Source organism: Paracoccus bogoriensis (assembly GCF_019431455.1).
GTDB lineage: Bacteria > Pseudomonadota > Alphaproteobacteria > Rhodobacterales > Rhodobacteraceae > Paracoccus > Paracoccus bogoriensis.
Map to the genome: position 1 here is coordinate 46242 of NZ_JAHYSR010000019.1, position 18440 is coordinate 64681.

The 18440-nt window shown below is 65.9% G+C and carries 19 protein-coding genes and 1 tRNA gene; 12 read left to right on the forward strand and 8 right to left on the reverse strand.

From position 1 onward, the window contains the following. The 3 genes from secD to KY389_RS10525 all read right to left on the reverse strand — a co-directional run bounded on the left by secD (position 1) and on the right by KY389_RS10525 (position 3348). Positions 1–1665: a protein translocase subunit SecD gene (secD, locus tag KY389_RS10515; RefSeq protein WP_219830891.1), complete on the reverse strand. Its 1665-nt coding sequence runs from the start codon at positions 1663–1665 to the stop codon at positions 1–3. 17 nt (positions 1666–1682) lie between these two features. Next, positions 1683–2015: a preprotein translocase subunit YajC gene (gene yajC / locus KY389_RS10520; RefSeq protein ID WP_219830892.1), complete on the reverse strand. Its 333-nt coding sequence runs from the start codon at positions 2013–2015 to the stop codon at positions 1683–1685. Positions 2016–2172: 157 nt separating this feature from the next. Next, positions 2173–3348, reverse strand: a complete 1176-nt coding sequence (locus KY389_RS10525; protein ID WP_219830893.1) for a M20 aminoacylase family protein — start codon at positions 3346–3348, stop codon at positions 2173–2175. Positions 3349–3412: 64 nt separating this feature from the next. Here KY389_RS10525 and mazG point away from each other — a divergent pair, with 64 nt between their 5' ends. Further along, positions 3413–4219: a nucleoside triphosphate pyrophosphohydrolase gene (mazG, locus tag KY389_RS10530; RefSeq protein WP_219830894.1), complete on the forward strand. Its 807-nt coding sequence runs from the start codon at positions 3413–3415 to the stop codon at positions 4217–4219. Here the strand turns inward: mazG and KY389_RS10535 are convergent. The 5 genes from KY389_RS10535 to KY389_RS10555 all read right to left on the reverse strand — a co-directional run bounded on the left by KY389_RS10535 (position 4216) and on the right by KY389_RS10555 (position 9705). After that, on the reverse strand, positions 4216–5025 hold the full coding sequence (locus KY389_RS10535) for a sulfite exporter TauE/SafE family protein (protein ID WP_219830895.1): 810 nt from the start codon (positions 5023–5025) through the stop codon (positions 4216–4218). The genes mazG and KY389_RS10535 overlap by 4 nt on opposite strands. Positions 5026–5034: 9 nt before the next feature. Continuing rightward, on the reverse strand, positions 5035–6042 hold the full coding sequence (dusA, locus tag KY389_RS10540; protein ID WP_219830896.1) for a tRNA dihydrouridine(20/20a) synthase DusA: 1008 nt from the start codon (positions 6040–6042) through the stop codon (positions 5035–5037). A gap of 577 nt (positions 6043–6619) precedes the next feature. Continuing rightward, positions 6620–7909 carry a PQQ-dependent sugar dehydrogenase gene (locus KY389_RS10545; protein ID WP_219830897.1) on the reverse strand — a complete coding sequence of 430 codons (1290 nt, stop codon included), beginning with the start codon at positions 7907–7909 and terminating at the stop codon, positions 6620–6622. Positions 7910–8113: 204 nt separating this feature from the next. After that, a tRNA-Arg gene (locus KY389_RS10550) sits at positions 8114–8190 on the reverse strand. A 90-nt stretch (positions 8191–8280) separates the two neighbouring features. Continuing rightward, on the reverse strand, positions 8281–9705 hold the full coding sequence (locus KY389_RS10555) for a sensor histidine kinase (protein ID WP_219830898.1): 1425 nt from the start codon (positions 9703–9705) through the stop codon (positions 8281–8283). A gap of 296 nt (positions 9706–10001) precedes the next feature. Between KY389_RS10555 and rpmH the strand changes: the two genes are divergently transcribed. From rpmH to KY389_RS10610, 11 genes are all read left to right on the forward strand, one after another. Then, complete coding sequence (gene rpmH / locus KY389_RS10560; protein WP_042247969.1) at positions 10002–10136, forward strand: 50S ribosomal protein L34; 135 nt, start codon at positions 10002–10004, stop codon at positions 10134–10136. Between the two features lie 94 nt (positions 10137–10230). Further along, entirely contained in the window at positions 10231–10590 is a 360-nt protein-coding gene (gene rnpA / locus KY389_RS10565) for a ribonuclease P protein component (RefSeq protein ID WP_246588069.1), read from the forward strand. Then, positions 10587–10859, forward strand: a complete 273-nt coding sequence (yidD, locus tag KY389_RS10570; RefSeq protein WP_219830900.1) for a membrane protein insertion efficiency factor YidD — start codon at positions 10587–10589, stop codon at positions 10857–10859. The genes rnpA and yidD overlap by 4 nt, the downstream gene beginning before the upstream one ends. After that, positions 10859–11746, forward strand: a complete 888-nt coding sequence (gene ttcA / locus KY389_RS10575; RefSeq protein WP_219830901.1) for a tRNA 2-thiocytidine(32) synthetase TtcA — start codon at positions 10859–10861, stop codon at positions 11744–11746. The genes yidD and ttcA overlap by 1 nt, the downstream gene beginning before the upstream one ends. A 101-nt stretch (positions 11747–11847) precedes the next feature. Continuing rightward, a complete protein-coding gene (locus KY389_RS10580; RefSeq protein WP_219830902.1) occupies positions 11848–13101 on the forward strand; it encodes an EAL domain-containing protein in 1254 nt (417 codons plus the stop codon). 120 nt (positions 13102–13221) lie between these two features. After that, complete coding sequence (gene yidC / locus KY389_RS10585) at positions 13222–15069, forward strand: membrane protein insertase YidC (RefSeq protein ID WP_219830903.1); 1848 nt, start codon at positions 13222–13224, stop codon at positions 15067–15069. Positions 15070–15175: 106 nt separating this feature from the next. Continuing rightward, positions 15176–15355 carry a hypothetical protein gene (locus KY389_RS10590; RefSeq protein WP_219830904.1) on the forward strand — a complete coding sequence of 60 codons (180 nt, stop codon included), beginning with the start codon at positions 15176–15178 and terminating at the stop codon, positions 15353–15355. Beyond that, positions 15352–16002, forward strand: coding sequence for a ribosome biogenesis GTP-binding protein YihA/YsxC (gene yihA / locus KY389_RS10595; RefSeq protein ID WP_219830905.1), 651 nt, complete (start codon positions 15352–15354; stop codon positions 16000–16002). Before KY389_RS10590 ends, yihA begins: the two co-directional genes overlap by 4 nt. Positions 16003–16065: 63 nt before the next feature. Further along, positions 16066–16965, forward strand: coding sequence for an acetylglutamate kinase (argB, locus tag KY389_RS10600; RefSeq protein ID WP_219830907.1), 900 nt, complete (start codon positions 16066–16068; stop codon positions 16963–16965). Between the two features lie 80 nt (positions 16966–17045). Then, entirely contained in the window at positions 17046–17564 is a 519-nt protein-coding gene (locus KY389_RS10605) for a SixA phosphatase family protein (protein ID WP_219830908.1), read from the forward strand. 617 nt (positions 17565–18181) lie between these two features. Further along, positions 18182–18440, forward strand: a 259-nt coding sequence (locus KY389_RS10610; protein WP_343222941.1) for a transposase, incomplete at its 3' end; no start/stop codon positions are given.

Sequence of the window (18440 nt, forward strand, 5' to 3'; positions counted from 1 at the left end):
TTACACCTCGATCGTTTTCGGGCGCGCGCGCTCGAACCACATGATGGTCAGAAGGCGCGTGACGAACAGCGCCGTGAAGACCGACGTGATGATCCCCAGGCTGAGCGTCACCGCGAAGCCCTTGACCGGACCCGAGCCCAGCACGAACAGGATCGCCGCGACGATCAGGGTGGTGATGTTGGCGTCCACGATGGCCGACATCGCCTTTTCATAGCCCAGTTCGATGGCGCGGGCGGGGCCTTTGGCGGTCCGCAATTCCTCGCGGATGCGCTCGAACACCAGCACATTGGCATCGACCGCCATGCCGATGGTCAGAACGATCCCTGCAATGCCCGGCAGGGTCAGCGTCGCCCCGATGACCGAGAGCAGCGCGAACAGGATCGCCATGTTCACGGCCAGCGCGACCGAGGCAAAGACCCCGAAGATGCCGTAGGACATGATGACCAGAACGATCACCGCCAGAAAGCCAACGGTGGCCGCGACCTTGCCCGCGTCGATGCTGTCCTGCCCCAGTTCGGGGCCGACCGTGCGTTCCTCGAGGAAGGTCAGTTCCGCCGGCAGCGCGCCCGCGCGCAGCAGGATCGCCAGTTGGCTGGCCTGTTCAAAGTTCATCGAGCCCGAGATCTGCCCCGACCCGGTGGTAATGGCCGAGCGGATGACCGGGGCCGAGATGACCTCGTTATCCAGAACGATGGCGAAGGGCTGGCCGATATTGGCCGAGGTATAGGCCCCGAAGGCGCGCGCGCCGGTCGGGTTGAAGCGGAAATTGACCGAGGGTTGGCCATTCTCGTCCGTGCCGGGCATGGCATCGACCAGATCGTCCCCGGTGACGACGGGGCTGTCCTCGAGGATGTAGTAGAGGCCCGGATTGTCCAGCGAGGGCGCGATGATCTGACCCACGCCCGGCACGGTTTCGGGGTCCGAGGTCGTTCCGAGGACCGGGTTGAAGGTCAGCTGCGCCGTGGTGCCGATCAGCGCCTTCAGCTCGTCGGCCGAACCGATGCCCGGCACCTGGATCAGGATACGGTCCTCGCCCTGACGCATGATCGTCGGCTCGCGGGTGCCGACCTCATCGACACGGCGGCGGATGATCTCCAGCGATTGCTGGATGGTGCGGTCGTCGGTCATCGCCTTTTCGGCGTCCGACAACTGGATCCGCATGACCGCCCCTTCCGAGGCGATGGCCAGCGATTGCTGGCCCGCGCCGGTCAGCGTGGTGACGGGCGTCGAAAAGCCGCGCGCAATCTCCAGCGCACGGGCCATCTGGTCGGGATTGCCGATCTCGATGGCCAGGACGCCGTCGGGCGCCTCGACCCGGCGGATCGCGCCGATCGTCTCGCGTTCGGCGGCCAGCGCCCGGCGCAGTTCCGGCCAGAGCGCATCGACGCGGCTCTTGTGGACCTGCTCGACCTGAACCTCGGCCAGAAGATGCGCGCCGCCGCGCAGATCGAGCCCCAGATTGACCAGGCTGGAGGGCAACCAGTTCGGCCAGCCTTCCACCGCCGCCTGCAATTCCGGCGTGGTGACGCCGGTCGCCTCGATCCGGGCCTTGGCATCATTATGCGCCTCGACGCGGGCGTAAAAGGCGTTGGGCATCGCGTAAAGCAGCCCGAGAAGGCAGATCCCGAGGATCAGGATGCGCTTCCAGCGGTCGATCTGAAGCATTTTGGCTTGAGCCTTTTTCAGGAATTCGCGGTGACAGGCTCGGTCTTGTTGACGACCTGCGCGATGGTGCTGCGCACGACGCGGATGCGGACGCCCTGCGCGATCTCGACCTCGAGTTCATCGTCGCGCACGCTGGTCACCTTGCCCAGAACCCCCCCCTGAGTGACGACGTGATCGCCCTTTTTCAGCGCGCCGACCATCTCGCGATGCGCGCGCAGGCGTTTCTGCTGCGGGCGGATCATCAGGAAATACATGATCAGGAAGATCAGGATCAGCGGGATGAACTGCGCGAAGGCGGCTCCGGCACCGGGGCTGCCGGCGGCCTGGGCATAGGCGGGGGTCACGAACATGCACGATCCTTTCGTCTGTCGGGACAGCGCCCCGATGGCGACGCCCCTGTCTGGATTGGCGCGCAACCTATCCGCGCCGCCCGCCCTTGGCAAGAAAGCGCCACCCCGCGCCGGGACAAGGCCCGCAAACGGCTTCGTGAACGCCCGTCAGCCGAAGTCAGCCATCTTCGGGGTGCAGCGGCTGTCCGCGTTCCACCAGACGCGCGAAGAAACTGGCCCCGACCGGGGACACGGCGTCATTGAAGTCATAACCGGGATTGTGCACGCCCGGCCCCTCGCCCTGGCCCAGGAACAAATAGCAGCCAGGGCGGGCATTCAGCATGTAGCTGAAATCCTCGGCCCCCATCTCGCGCCCGGCCTCGGCATCGACGCGCGCCTCTCCGGCGATCTCGCGCGCGATCTCGGCGGCGAATTCGGTCTGTTCGGCGTCGTTCACGGTGGCGGGATAGCCCTGCTGGTAATCGAGGAGGATCTCGACCTCGTGCGCCATGCCCGCGCCATCGCAGATCTGCGTCATGCGGCGACGCACCATGTCGCGCACATGCGGCGCGAAGGTCCGCACCGTGCCGCAGATCCAGGCCGTATCCGGCACCACATTGTCGGCGCTGCCGGTATGGATCTGCGTGACCGAGACGACAAGATCCTCCAGCGCGTGGTGGTTGCGGCTGGTGATGGTCTGGATGGCCTGCACGACCGCCACGGCGGCGACGACCGGATCGGCGGTCAGATGCGGCAGCGCGCCATGCCCGCCCCGGCCCTTGATGTGGATGTCGAAGCGGTCCACCGCCGCCATGATCGGGCCAGGCCTGGTCTGGAACGTGCCCTCGGGCTGGCCGGGATTGTTGTGCAGCGCAAAGACGCGGGCGATGTCGAAGCGGTCCATGATCCCCTCCTGGACCATGGCGTCGCCGCCGCCGCCATCCTCCTCGGCGGGCTGGAAGATCAGCGCAACCCGGCCCGCGAAATTGCGCGTCTCGGCCAGATAGCGCGCGGCACCCAGCAGCATCGTGGTGTGGCCGTCATGGCCGCAGCCATGCATCCGCCCCGGCACGGTCGAGGCCCATTCGGCGCCCGTCGTCTCGTCCATGGGCAGGGCGTCCATGTCGGCACGCAGCCCGATGGTCGGGCCAGGGGCCTGCCCGTTGATGATCGCAACGATACCGGTCCGGGCGATCCCTTCGTAAAGCTCATCCACGCCGAATTCGCGCAGGCGTTCGGCCACGAAGGCCGCGGTCTGGTGGCAGTCGAAGCCCAGTTCCGGGTGCTGGTGCAGGTGGCGCCGCCAGGCGGCCATGTCGGGGGCGAAATCGGCAATGCGGTTCAGGACGGGCATGTGGACTTGCGCCTTTCTGTATGGCAGTCGGGGGGCCATTGTCCTCTTGCCGATGGGAATTGCAATGGCCGCCGCTCGTGACCCCGAAGCCGAGATCACCCGCCTCTTGGGCATCATGGCCGCCCTGCGCGACCCGCAGACCGGCTGTCCCTGGGATATCGAGCAGGATTTCGCCTCGATCGCGCCCTACACGATCGAAGAGGCGCACGAGGTCGAGGACGCGATCCAGCGTCAGGCCTGGGACGAGCTGCCCGGAGAACTGGGCGATCTGCTGCTTCAGGTCGTCTTTCACGCCCAGATGGCGCATGAGGCCGGAATGTTCGACTTCGCCGATTGCGCAGCCGCGATCAGCGACAAGCTGATCTTTCGTCACCCGCATGTCTTCGGAGATGAATCCCGCGACAAGTCGGCCGAGCAGCAGGTCAGGGACTGGGAGGCGATCAAGGCCGCCGAGCGCGCCGGCAAGGCCGAAGGCGGCACGCTGGACGGGGTCGCGCTTGGCCTGCCGGCGCTGACGCGGGCGCTGAAGCTGCAGAACCGCGCCGCGCGGGTGGGCTTCGACTGGCCCGATGCGGGCGACGTGCTGGAGAAGATCGCCGAGGAAGCCGCCGAACTGGTCGAGGCGCGCGACAGGCTTGGACCCGAGGCGATGGAGGAGGAATTCGGCGATCTTCTGTTTGCGATGGCGAACCTTGCGCGGCATCTCAAGGTCGATCCCGAAGCCGCCCTGCGCCGCGCCAATGCCAAGTTCACCCGCCGCTTTCAGGCAATCGAGGCCGCCCTTGCCAGGACCGGCCGCCGCCCCGAGGATAGCGACCTGGCCGAGATGGACCGGCTGTGGCAAGAGGCCAAGGCCGCCGAACGGACCTAGCCCATCAGCGCCTTTCGCAGCATGTTCAGGCCGACCAGCAGCAGAAAGATCGCGAAATAGCGTTTCAGCCGCCTGGCATCAGTGCGATGCGCCAGCGCCGCGCCCATCGGCGCCGTGATCAGCGTCATCGCGATGGTCAGGAAGAACGCGGGCAGGTTCACTGATCCAAGCGTGTAGGGCAGCGCATTGCCGGTGGGCATGAACAGGAACAGCGCCACCGACGGCACCGCGATCAGCACGCCAAAGCCCGCCGCCGTGGCCACCGCGCGGTGGATCGGGCGGCCGTGCAGCGTCATCAGCGGCACGCCGATGCTGCCGCCGCCGATCCCCAGCAGCACCGATACGAAACCCGTGAAAGGCGAAAGGATCCAGCGCCACAGACCCCCGGGCATCTCGTCGGCCAGCCGCCAATGGGGGCGCGACACCGCCATGTAGAGCGCGATGACCGCGATCAGGACGCCAAAGATGATCTGCAGCGTTTCGGTCCGCAGCGCGCCCACGGTCAGCGCGCCAAACCCCGCGCCAAGGGCGATGCCCGGCGCCCAGCTGCGCAGGATGTCCCAATCGACCGCGCCCTTGCGCTGATGGGCCATCACGGACCGCGCCGAGGTCACGATGATCGTCGCCAGCGACGTGGCCAGCGCGATCTGCATCACACCCGCACCGCCAAAGCCCGCCAGCGTGAAGACGTAGAAATAGGCCGGGACCAGCACGATGCCGCCCCCAACCCCCAGTAGGCCGGCCAGGATGCCCGCAAAGGCTCCGGTCGCGGCAAGGCCGATGACGGCCGGGATCAGTTCGCTCATGGTGACTGCCTAGCCCGGCATTGCGGCGGATGCCAGCGCCTCGTTGCCGGCCGCCTGAACCTGAGCCAGGGCGGCGTCATAGACCTCGATCCCGCCCTTCGCCGCACCCTCGGAAAGCGTGCGTTTCCAGCCACGCGCGCCGGGCCGCCCGTGGAACAGGCCCAGCATGTGGCGGGCGAAGTGGTGCAGCCGCCCCCCCTGACTTAGATGCTCGGTGATGATCGGCCGCATCGCCTGCGCGGCCTCGACCGGGTCGGCAAAGGGCGGCGCCGCGCCCCACAGCGCATCTGCTGCGCCAAGGATCGCCCAGGGCTGGTGATAGGCCGCGCGTCCTACCATGACGCCGTCCATGATCCTCAACTGGTCGCGCACCATGTCCATATCCGCGATGCCGCCGTTGATCGACAGGTGCATGTCGGGAAAAGCGCGCTTCATCGCATGGACCAGATCATAATCCAGCGGCGGCACCTCGCGGTTCTCGCGCGGGCTGAGGCCCTTCAGCCAGGCCTTGCGGGCATGAATCGTCATGCGCCTGATCCCCGCCGCGCGCATCGTGGCCACGAAGCCGGGCAGCACTTCGCCCGGATCCTGGTCATCGACGCCGATGCGACATTTGACCGTGACCTCGACCGGGCTGACGGCCTGCATCGCCGCGACACATTCGGCCACAAGTTGCGGCGCCTTCATCAGGACCGCGCCGAAACAGCCCGATTGCACACGATCACTGGGGCAGCCGACATTCAGGTTGATCTCGTCATAGCCCCAATCCGCGGCAATGCGGGTCGCCTGGCGCAGTTCGGCCGGGTCGGACCCGCCCAGTTGCAGCGCGACCGGATGTTCGGCCGCGTCGTGATCCAGAAGCCGCGCGCGGTCGCCATGGATGACCGCCGCTGCCGTCACCATCTCGGTATAAAGTAGCGCTCGGCGTGACAACAGGCGGTGAAACCGGCGGCAGGCGCTGTCGGTCCAGTCCATCATGGGCGCCACGGATAGCCTGTATGATTGCTTGTCGGTCATGATCCTGCTTCCATGATCCCGCAGGCCGCCTGATCCCGTTCAGCGACCTGGGTCACCATCCTATAGCCGATCCCTGCGCCGCAGGGAAACCGCCGCGCCAGAACAACGCGGCGACGCCGGGACGCGACCGGCCGCACAGAAGCCTCGGAACCGGGAAAAACCCCTGGCAGGTCCTTGGCAGCCCGCCTTGGCTCTGCAATATCCGCCCGCCCGCACTCTGACCGTATCGGACCTCGGGCGGGGCCGCACAGGGCATGTCGGTCGCTGGAGACCAGGCCGGAACGCCTCTGACCCATCGAAACCACGTCTGGCGACAGGGGGATGTGACGCGGGTCAGCCTCCTTGCCGCCGCCCTGACGCCGCGGAGGGGCAAGCGCCTGCCATTCGCACGGAAACATCGTCCCTGCACAGGCCAACAGGCCGCCCCTGCCCCAGGGTCAGGGTCCGCACAAGCGATCCCGGATCAGCTTGCGCAGCCCGACGATCATGCGCAGAAGCGACAGGCCCCAAACGACAGCCGCCCCGCCATCCCGGTCGGCGGCGGTCATGACCGCGCCCTGTCCCGACGGACCTCCGATCAGGCCGCCGTCACCCGCCAGATCACGTCGCCCACGTCATCGGCCATCAGCAGCGACCGCCCATCGGCGCCGACGGCCACGCCCACTGGCCGGCCAAAGGCCAGCTTCTCGTCATCGGACAGGAAGCCTGTCAGGATGTCGCGTGGCGGGCCGCTCGGAGCGCCCCCTTCGAAAGGCACGAAGATCAGCTTGTAGCCGCTGAGCTTCGAGCGGTTCCACGATCCATGCTGGCCGATCACCATGCCCGCGCCGAAACCGGGCAGCGTGCCCTCGGGCATCCAGCACAACCCCAGCGAGGCGGTGTGACCGCCAAGGGCGTAATCGGGCCGGATCGCGCGGGCCACCATCTCTGGATCCTGCGGCACGCGGTCATCGACAATGTCGCCCCAATAGCAATAGGGCCAGCCATAGAAGCCGCCGTCCTGAACCGAGGTCAGGTAATCGGGCGGCGTCTCGTCGCCCAGACCGTCGCGCTCGTTCACGACCGTCCACAGCGCGCCGGTCGACGGTTCCCATGCCATGCCGACCGGGTTGCGCAGGCCGGATGCGAAGATGCGCGCATCGCCCGTCTCGAGGTCCAGTTCCCAGATCGCGGCGCGACCTTCCTCGACCTCGATCCCTTCATCGGCGATGTTGCTCAGCGAACCGACGCCGGCATAGAGCTTGCGCCCATCGGGCGAGGCCAGCAGGCTACGGGTCCAATGGCCATGTGGCTTGAACGAGACCAGTCGCCGCCCTTCGCCCTGCAACGCCGTTTCGCCGGGTTTGTAATCGAAGGCCAGAACGCCATCGGTGTTGCCCAGATAGAACCGATCGCCCACCAGGGCCATGCCGAAGGGCTGGTTCTGGTTCTGCACGAAGGGGGTGCGGAACTCGGCCACGCCATCATGATCTGAGTCGCGCAGCAGCGTCACGCGATTGGCACTGGTGCCGATGGCGCGGGCGCGGCGCATCACGGCCTGCGCGGCATGATCCATCAGCGTTTTCGGCGGGCCGGGCTGTTCCTTGGATTCGGCCACCAGCACATCCCCATTGGGCAGAACCTCGATCCAGCGGGGATGGTCCAGCCCGGTGGCAAAGGCGTTGACGCGCAACCCCGGCGCAGCCGTCGGCACATGCCCATCGACCCAGCCATGCGCTGCTGGCATCTTCAGCGTCATGATGCCCTGCTTGCGCGGCGCGGGGATCTGCGGGCGCGGGCCCATGGCCGGCTGATCCGGCGCGCCCACGCGCCGCATCAGCGCGACGGCACCGCCCACGGCGACGGCGGCCTTGGCAAGAAACTGCATTCCCTTCCTCCCTGTTGTCCGATGCTGGCAGAGACAATCCAGACCAGCAGCAGAAGCCGCAGGCCAACAACGCCTGACCAGCCGAGTGGTTCAGCGCATGGCATCCCTTGCGCGCATGGCGCGGCGACAGCGTCGCAAAGGCCGCACGCTGCCTTGCAGAAGCAGCTCTTCTCGAGACAGGCCGGCGATGGTCTGGATGGAGAATGGCGGACCCGGAGCGATTCGAACGCCCGACCCCCAGATTCGTAGTCTGGTGCTCTATCCAGCTGAGCTACGGGTCCGTCTTGAGGCGGTCAACTAACCGTCACGTCCAAGGAGTGCAAGGGCAAAAAACCACAAAAGGCATCCCGGCTGAAAAAAAGCGCCCGGGGTCAGCCGGTCGGCGCCAGTTCGGCACGCAGAGGCAGGACCGCCATGTCGCGCGGGATGAGGATACAGAACTGGCTGCCCTCTTCGTCGCTGCGGATCAGTTCCAGCCGTCCGCCATGGCCGCGCACCAGATCGGCCGCGATGCTGAGACCAAGGCCCGTGCCGCCCTTTCGCGCACCGCCGGTGAAGGGCTGGAACAGGTATTCGCGCGCCTTGCTGGGCAGTCCTGGCCCGGTATCGCCGACCCTGATCCACCACTCGCTGTCGTTCTCGCCTGCGCCGATCTCGACCGTGCCGGGCCGCCCCGTGCCTTCGATCGCCTGCCGCGCGTTGCGGGCAAGGTTCGACAACACACGGTAAAGCTGGTCGCGGTCTGCGCGGATGGTCAGGCTGGGCGGAACATCGGTCAGGAACTCGACCGCGCCGGCGGCCTCTCCGGCGAGGCTCTCGGCCTCGACCACTTCGGCGACCAGCTTCGCCAGGTTGAAGCGCGACAGAGTGGGCGAAGGTTCCTCGGCCTTGCCGAAGGCCAGCGTCGTCTCGCACAGGTTCACCGCGCGGGTGATCGAATTCACCAGCTTGGGCGCGGCACGGCGCACCTTGGGGTCGGCGCTGTCCTCCAGCCGGTCGGCAAAGATCTGCGCCGTGGTCAGGATATTGCGCAGATCGTGGCTGATCTTGGCAACCGCCTGCCCCAGCTGGGCCATCCTTTCCTTCTGCTTCAGCGACGAAGTGACGGTCTTCTGCATGGACTGCAGCGCAGTCTCGGCCTCGTGCAGTTCGACCAGCCGGGCGTCGGGGGTGATGATGTGGCGCGCATCCTCGGGCGCCCTGGCATAGGCCGACATGTGGCTGATCACCCGCCGGATCGGCACCAGGATCAGACGCTGCGCCGCGATGAACAGAAGCGCCGCCGTCAGGATCGAGAAGGCGGCCGACACGACCAGCAGCCGCAGCGCGTAGTCGATCATCGCCTCGCGCAGCGGGGCGGTCTCCATCGTGATCTCGATCAGCTGTCCGGCCTGATTGACCGGCGCGCCGATCACCCGGATAACGCGGTTGTCGCGCCGCAACAGCGTCGCCAGCGCGTCGTCGATGGATTGCACTACACCGTCATCGCGCAGGTCATAGGTGGCGGCAACCGGACCAGGAATGGGCGAGGACAGAACAAGCTGGCGGATATCGTTACGCCGCAGGACGACGTTGAAGACGCCCGCATTCCGAAGCAGCTCGGCTTCCAGGTCTGCGGCCAGCGATTCGTCGGTCGCCAGCAGCGCAAGGCTGGCGATCTGCGCCCGTTCAAGCCGCGAATCCAGATAGTCCAGCCGGAAAGCGGCCAGCGAGGGCAACAGGATGAAAAGCTCGGCCAGGATGACGAACATCATCGTCAGCAAAGCGAATCGGCCAGAGATCGTGTTCAGTCGCATGTGTTGGGGTTATGTTGTGAGGCCGCGCTGTTGTCAGCCAGCGGTTCGGGCAATCCTGTTCAAACGAATGTGATGTTGCCACGGTTCCCTGTCACCTCCCGAAGGATGCAGAACGTCGAAATGTGACCGGCGCGAACGGATCAGGGCTGTCCTGCCACGCGGCAGACTCGGGTTGACGAGGCGCGTCATCTGCATTAGTTGGCGGGTTTCAAATGACCGGCGCGTTTGCGCGGGGTGTCGGTATGCACCGTCTCCCGTCCCCGCGTCACCCGCAAGATACGACCCGGAGACCGACCATGAAGCGCACTTTCCAACCCTCGAACCTCGTTCGTGCGCGCCGTCACGGCTTTCGCGCCCGCATGGCCACCAAAGGCGGCCGCCTGGTGCTGAACCGCCGCCGTGCCAAGGGCCGCAAGCGCCTGTCGGCCTGACATCGCGCCTGGCGGGATGACCCGCCACAACAAGGCTGTCGAGATGCCGCCTCTGCCCCATCCCATCGCTGATCCGCAGCCAGGGGATGTCGGCATGGCGGCATTTCGTATTCCCGAACGCCGCCTGCCACCTGTCATGACCAGGCGTGCCGATTTTCTGGCCGCTGCGCGCGCGCGACGCCAGACGATGCCCGGCCTTCTGCTTCAGGCGCGGGCGCGGGGCGACGCAGGGCCGCCGCGGATCGGCTTCACATGCTCGAAGAAGATCGGCAATGCGGTCGCCCGCAATCGCGCCAAGCGCCGTTTGCGCGAAGCGGCGCGCCACGTGCTGCCCGCCTTGGCGCGCCCCGGATGGGATTATGTCCTGGTCGGCCGCCCCGAGGCCACTGTCACCCGGCCCTTCGAGGCCCTGTGTGACGATCTGGCCCGCGCGCTGCGGAAGATCCACACATGAGCCCGCTGGCGCACGCGCTCGCCTTGCCGGTGCGAGCCTACCGGCTGCTCGCCTCGCCCTGGGTCGGGCATGGCTGCCGGTTTCAGCCGACCTGCTCAGCCTATGCGCTGGAGGCTCTGGCGCGGCATGGCGGGCTGCGCGGCGGCTGGCTGACCGCCCGCCGGATCTGCCGTTGCCATCCCTGGGGGGGCCATGGCTACGACCCGGTGCCAGGCGCCGATCCCGACCATGACCGCGCCCGCGCGCACCAACAGAAGAAAACGCCGTGATGCTGGACAATTCCGACGAAACCGAGATCCATCCGCTTTTCGCAGGCGCCCCGGACACGACCGAGTTCCGCAAGCTGCGCAAGCGCCTGGTGCGCGAGACCCGCGCCGCGATCGAGGATTACGGCATGATCCGCCCCGGCGACCGCTGGCTGGTCTGCCTGTCGGGCGGCAAGGACAGCTATGCGTTGCTGGCGGTGCTGCATGAATTGCAGTGGCGCGGCCTCTTGCCCGTGGACCTGCTGGCCTGCAACCTGGATCAGGGGCAACCCGGCTTTCCGGCGACGGTCCTGCCCGAATTCCTGGCGGCGCGCGGCGTGCCCCACCGGATCGAGTATCAGGACACCTATTCCATCGTGAAGGAAAAGGTTCCTGCCGGCCGGACCTATTGCGCGCTCTGTTCGCGCCTGCGGCGCGGCAACCTTTACCGGATCGCGCGTGAAGAGGGCTGCTCGGCCGTGGTGCTTGGCCATCATCGCGACGACATCCTGGAAACGTTTTTCATGAACCTCTTTCACGGCGGCAGACTGGCAGCGATGCCGCCCAAGCTGCTGAACGAAGAGGGCGATCTGACCGTTCTGCGCCCCCTCGCCTATGTGGCCGAGGCCGATTGCGAGCGCTTCTCGCGCGCGATGAACTATCCGATCATTCCCTGCGATCTGTGCGGCAGCCAGGAAGGGCTTCAACGGATGCAGGTCAAGCAGATGCTGGACGAGTGGGAATCACGCAGCCCCGGCCGACGCCAGGTCATGTTCCGGGCGCTGATGAATGTGCGCCCCTCGCATCTGCTGGATAGCGGTTTGTTCGATTTTTCAGGACTTTTCCCCGGAAAACGGGGCGAAGTGGCGGAAGCCCCCCCCGACTTGCGCGTTGATTCAGGCGAACATTAACGGAACAGAAAACATTTCGGCCTAAACCCGATCCTCGGTGGTTGTGTGAAAGGCCCGGCATGTTTGAAAAACTCCCTCGTTTCCTGTCGCCATTGCGGCTTATGCTGGTTCGCTCCGCCTCTGCCGCCCCGGTCCAGCGCAGTCGTAGCCTGCTGCTTCTGCGGCTGGAGAATGCCGAGACGCTGGGCGAATATCTGGGCAAGGCTGCGATGGGACACCTGGTCGTGCGCCTCTCGATGACGCTGAGCCGGGCGATCCGCCCCGACGACCCCGTCGAGATCATCGCGCCTGGCCTCTTTGCCGTGACCTTGAACGAGCGCGACGAGCTGGATGCGATCGGCGTCGGACGGCGGCTGCTGGAGCAGGCACAGACGCCCATCGCAGTCGCGGGGCGCGACATCCTGCCGGTGCTGACCGGCGTCCTGGTCCATGCCGAAGGCGCCTCCCTGCCCGATCTGGCCGATATGACAGAAAACGCGCGTCAACGCTTCGAGGGGCTTGCCGACGATGCGCTCGGCCGCGTGACCCTGTTCCCTTACGATCCGGCGCTGACAAGGGGCGGTCAGGGCGCCAGCGTGGCCGAGGCCGCTGCCGCCGGCGAAATCCAAGCCTATTTCCAGCCGCAGGTCTGCTGCAACACCGGCGCGGTCCGCGGGTTCGAGCTGCTGGCCCGCTGGAACCACCCCCAACGCGGCCTGCTGCTTCCTGGCGCGTTTTTTGGGCGCATGTCGGCCGAGGATCACGGAGCGCTGACCCTCGCCATCCTCGATCAGGGGCTGCGCGCACTGAAGACATGGGACCGGGCAGGCTGGGATGTGCCTCGTGTTGCGCTGAACATCTCGAATTGTGAACTGGCCAACCCGGATTTCGCCGCCGGCATCCTGTGGGAGCTCGACCGCCACGACCTGCGCCCCGAGCGCCTGACGATCGAGGTGCTTGAGACCGTCGGCCCGATCACCAGCAATGCAGAGGCAAGACGCAACCTGCTGGCCTTGGCCCGGGCGGGCTGCAATATCGACCTGGACGATTTCGGCACCGGCTATGCAAGCCTCGACGCTATTCGACAATTCGGCGTGCAGCGTATCAAGATCGACCGCAGTTTTGTGACCGGTTGCGACATCGACCCCGGCCAGCAGCGCATGATTCTGGCGATCCTGGCCTTGGCCGAACGCCTGGGCATTGCCGCCCTTGCCGAAGGAGTCGAAACGCGCGAAGAATACTCCTTCCTTGCCCAGATGGGGTGCGACGAGGTGCAGGGCCATGCCATCGCCCGGCCCATGCCGCTGGAAGACGTGGCCTCCTATCTGGCGCGCCATGCCGAGAGCGGGCGGACAATCGGTCGGCTGCTGGGCTGAAATACGCCTCGGGCCGCGACTGAGGGCCTTGCGTGACTGCGCGTCGCGGCAAATCTGCTTGACCTTTGGGGGGCGCTTCTGTTGAACCGGCGCGACTGACGCGATGACAGTGGTGACGGCATGGAAGACAACAACAGAAATCTGATCCTGGCGACGGTCCTGTCGTTCCTGGTGATCCTTGTCTGGTACACGGTCTTTGCGCCCGAACCCGTCTCGGACCAGCCCTCGGGTCAGCCTCTGGCGCAGCAAGGCATCGGCGACCAGCCGCTGGCGCCAGCGGTGCCGGTGGGCGAAGCCGCCCCGGCGGATCTGGCCGCCGCGGACGAGCCGTCGGAGCCGCTCGGCCGCGTCGCGATCCGTTCCGGGGCATTGGAAGGTTCGATCTCGCTGCTGGGCGGCCGGATCGACGACCTGATGCTGACCCGCTACAGGGAGACGCTGGACGAAGGCTCGCCCAATGTGCGCCTGTTGTCGCCATCGTCGGCGACGGCGGATGAGCGCGTCAACGTCAACCTGACCAAGCCCTATTACGCAGTCTATGGCTGGACCCCAGGGCCGGGCGTGTCGCCGGATCTGGTGCCCGGCCCGGCGACCATCTGGACGGTGGAATCCGGCGACACGCTGGCGCCTGGCAAGCCCGTCACGCTGGCCTGGGACAACGGCGCGGGCCAGACCTTCCGCCGCACCTTCGCGCTGGACGAGAACTACCTGTTCACCGTCAGCCAGAGCCTCGAGAACAGCGGCAGCGCCGCCTTCTCGGCCGCCCCTTACGGCATCATTGCCCGCCACGGCCGCCCCGACACGCAGAACTTCTTCATCCTCCACGAGGGCGTCGTCGGCATGATCGACGGCAGCCTCGTCGAGAAGAAATACCGTGACATCGCCGGTCTGGACCCGATCGCCCGCGAGGGCCGGGCCGCGATCTTCGAGGTCGGCGGCAATGGCTGGATCGGCTTCACCGACAAATACTGGATGACCACGCTGGCCCCCGCGCCCGGTCAGGCCTTCACCGCCGTCGTGAAATATGCCGAGGGGGCCGACATCTACCAGACCGAGGCGCGCTTTCCGATGCAGACGGTCGCGCCGGGCACGCAGCTGACCGCCGAAAGCTACCTGTTCGCCGGCGCCAAGGTCTGGGAAGTCATCCGCAGCTACGAACGCGACCCGGGCATCCAGCGCTTTGTCGACTCGATCGACTGGGGTTGGTTCTATTTCCTGACCAAACCGATCTTCCAGCTGCTGCACTGGCTGCACGGGCTCATCGGCAACATGGGCTGGGCGATCATCGCGCTGACCTTCGTGCTGAAAACACTGGTCTTCCCGCTGGCGCGCAAGTCCTACATCTCGATGGCCAAGATGAAGGAACTCCAGCCCCAGATGGAGGAGATCAAGGCCCGCGCCGGCGACGACCGCATGAAGTTCCAGAAAGAGGTGATGGAACTTTACAAGCGCGAGAAGGTAAACCCCGCCGCGGGCTGTTTGCCGATCCTCTTGCAGATCCCGATCTTCTTCTCGCTCTACAAGGTGATCTTCGTCACGATCGAACTGCGCCACGCACCGTGGTTCGGCTGGATCCAGGACCTTTCGGCGCCCGATCCGTCGAGCCTGCTGAACCTCTACGGCCTGCTGCCTTTCGGCGTTCCGGCGCAAGGCACGCTGCTGCATTCGCTGACCCTGCCCGCACTGGCCATCGCGCTTGGCGTCAGCATGTGGATGCAGCAGAAGCTGAACCCTGCCCCGACCGATCCGGTGCAAAAGACGATCTTTGCCTGGATGCCCTGGGTGTTCATGTTCATGCTGGGCGGCTTTGCCTCGGGCCTCGTGCTCTACTGGGTGACGAACAACATCATCACGATCGTCCAGCAATACACGATCATGTCGATGCACGGGCACCGGCCGGACTTCTTCGGCAATATCCGCGCCTCGCTGCCGTCACGGGCCAAGACCCGCGAGGGCAAGGGCAAGTGACCGCGCGGTTGGCCCCGATCCGCCGCCATCCGATCGAATCGGTCGGCGGAGAAGGGCCGGACGCCGTAACGCTGGCGCCAGCCCCACGCCTGCCCGGCGCGTGTGAATGGGCGGCGCTGACCGAGACGGGCGCCAAGACGCGACCTCGGCCGCCATCACAACCCGCCAGTGCGACAGCGACATGGACGAAACCCTGGACCGCCTGTATGGACATACGGATTTCGGCGTCTTTGCCGAGGTCGTGACCGGAGGCGATATCCGTATCGGAGACGAGATCACACGATGAAGGTCGCCTTCCCCCTTGCCACCGAACCCGATGCGGAGACTGCCGAAGCGGCACGCCTGCTGTTCGCCGGTCCCGTTGATTTTCTCAAGGGCGTAGTCGCGATGGAAGGCCTGCCCCCGGCTGACCGGCCGGAAATCTGTTTCGCCGGGCGCAGCAATGTCGGAAAGTCAAGCCTGATCAACGCTTTGACGGGCCGCAAAGGGCTGGCGCGTGCCTCGAACACGCCGGGCCGCACGCAAGAAATCAACTATTTCACCCTGGGCGAAAGATCCTATCTGGTTGACCTTCCCGGCTACGGTTTCGCCAAGGCGCCGGTCGCCGTCGTCGCCAGATGGCAGGCGTTGCTGAAGACCTATCTGGCGGGTCGGCCGACGCTGCGCCGCGCCTTCTGCCTGATCGATTCGCGCCACGGTGTGAAGGATGTCGATCACGAGATCATGACGCTGCTGGACAAGTCCGCCGTGCCCTTTCAGGTCGTGATGACCAAGACTGACAAGCTCGGCCCGAACGCCCTGAAACCCGTTCTCGCCCAGGTCGAGGATGCGTTGCAGAAACACCCCGCCGCCTTTCCCGAGATCGTCGCGACCTCTTCGGAAAAGGGCTACGGCATCGCCACCCTGCGCGCGATCATCGCCGGGCTGGACTGATCCGCCCGCGCGTCCTAAGTGTCCGCCCGTCAGCTTGGGGCCTCGAGGATGAGAAGACAGAACATGAACCGTGACTGGATCGCCACCGCCCGCACCCTGTCCGAAGCCCTGCCCTACCTGCAGCGCTATTCCGGCGCGGTGGTCGTGGTCAAGTTCGGCGGCAACGCGATGGGTGATGACGAGGCGATGGCCGAATTCGCCCGCGACATCGTGCTGATGAAGCAGGTCGGACTGAACCCGGTCGTCTGCCATGGCGGGGGCCCGATGATCAACGATCTTCTGGCCCGGTTGGGCATCGAAAGCCGCTTCGTCCGAGGCAAGCGCGTCACCACCAAGGAGACCGTTGAGGTGGTCGAAATGGTTCTGTCGGGCCTGGTCAACAAGCGCATCGTGCAGGCGATCAACGACGCGGGCGGGCGCGCGGTCGGGATTTCCGGCAAGGATGACGACATGATGGTCTGCGAGGCGGACGATCCCGAACTGGGCTTCGTCGGCCGCCCGGTCGAGATGAACGTCCAGATCATCCGCGACCTCTACAGCGCCGGCATGATCCCCGTCATCGCGCCCGTCGCGACGGGGATGGAGGATAACGAGACCTTCAACGTCAACGGCGACACGGCGGCCGGGGCGATTGCCGGGGCGCTCAAGGCCGACCGGCTGCTGCTGCTGACGGATGTAGCGGGCGTCAAGGATGCCTCGGGCGAGGTTGTGACGCAGCTTCACCCCGATCAGGTGCGCGCCATGATTCAGGATGGCCAGATCGCCGGCGGCATGATCCCCAAGACCGAAACTGCGCTGAAGGCGCTGGAGGATGGCGTCCGGGCGGTCGTGATCCTGGACGGGCGGGTTCCGAATGCCTGCCTGCTGGAATTGTTCACCGAACATGGCGCGGGGTCGCTGATCCGCTCGACCGAGCCGCGCGTGAAGCCGCGGGGATTGCGCCAGGGCGATACCGGCCTGTAAGGCCCATGGGCGGGCTTGCAGCCCTGTCGAAGCCTGTGGCACGGTAGCGTTGAACCTCATGGGAAGGGGGCAGCGCCCAGATGACTCCGCTTGGATACCGCAGGTTGATCCTGACCCGACATGCCAAATCGGCCTGGGACGATCCCACACTGGAGGACCATGACCGCCCCCTGAACGCCCGCGGCCGACGATCGGCACGCGCGCTGGGGGATTGGCTGGCCAGCAGGGGCTACGAGCCTGAGGAGGTTCTGTGCTCGACCGCTGCCCGCACGCGCGAGACCTGGGAAGGCGTGGTGCGAACCGCGCTTGGCACGCGCCCCATCCTGAGGCTTGAGCCCGCGCTCTATCACGCCAATGCCGAGCGGATGATGACCGTGCTGCGCAGCGCGACTCACCAGACGGTGATGATGCTGGGGCATAATCCGGGAATTTCGGAGCTTGCCGCGATGCTGCCATCTCGGCCGCCGCTGGACCCGGATTTCAGGCGCTATCCGACGGCGGCAACGCTGGTCCTGGATTTCCAGATCGAGGATTGGTCACAAATCAGGCCAGGCGAAGGCAGCGTGCTGGATTTCGTCCGCTTCGACGGGCGCAACTGACAGCGAAGCCGGGGGCCAGTCCCCCGGCCCCCAGGATATTTGGACTAAGGCAAGTTCCTGGATTATTTGCGCAATCGGGCGAAGGCATTTTGTCGCGTGGGCGTGGTTCTGGTTCCAAGTCACGCACTCATGAATACCTGGCGGCGCTTGGGGTCTGATGATTCACTCTTTGCGGAGATGAGAGCCCACGACACAGCGTTGCTTTGATCTGACTGATTTCGAGTGCTCGATCATTGAGCCGCTTTTGCCGAACATGAACTGCCCCTGGTTTACCGGAGAGTAAGACACTCAAGGGATGAGCCCTATGAGCAGGCAGAGATTCACCCCCCGCCTATCCGGCCGAGCTTCGCGAACGCGGTGTTCGGCTTTTTCGAGAGAACCGCGCCGAATACGCGAGCGACACGGCCGCCTACAAGGCGATCGCGCCGAAGCTTGGCTGCTCCCCCGACAGTCTGCGTGTCTGGTGCCAGCAAGCCGAACATGATGCCGGGCAGCGGCCCGCGGTCATGAAGAAGCGGATCGGCCGCCCCTTCGCATCGGTGACGGCGTGCTGAGGTGGTCCCCATAAACTGGACAGTTTGCCAAGCTTGCCGCCAAGGAAGACGAGGACGAACAGCGTGGCCGGCAAACGGGAGAACGACAGCGCAGCCTTCAAGGCGAAGGTGGCGCTTGAAGCCATTCGTGGCGAGGCGACGATCGCCGAGCTGGCGGCGAAGCACGGCGTGCATCAGACGGTGATCCATTCCCGGAAGCGTCAGGCGCTTGAGGGCATGGCCGCGATTTTCTCGGGCAAGGCCGAGGCGAAGGCGGCCGAGAAGGAAGGCGCGATCGAAAAGCTGCATGCCAAGATCGGCCAATTGGTGGTGGAACGGGATT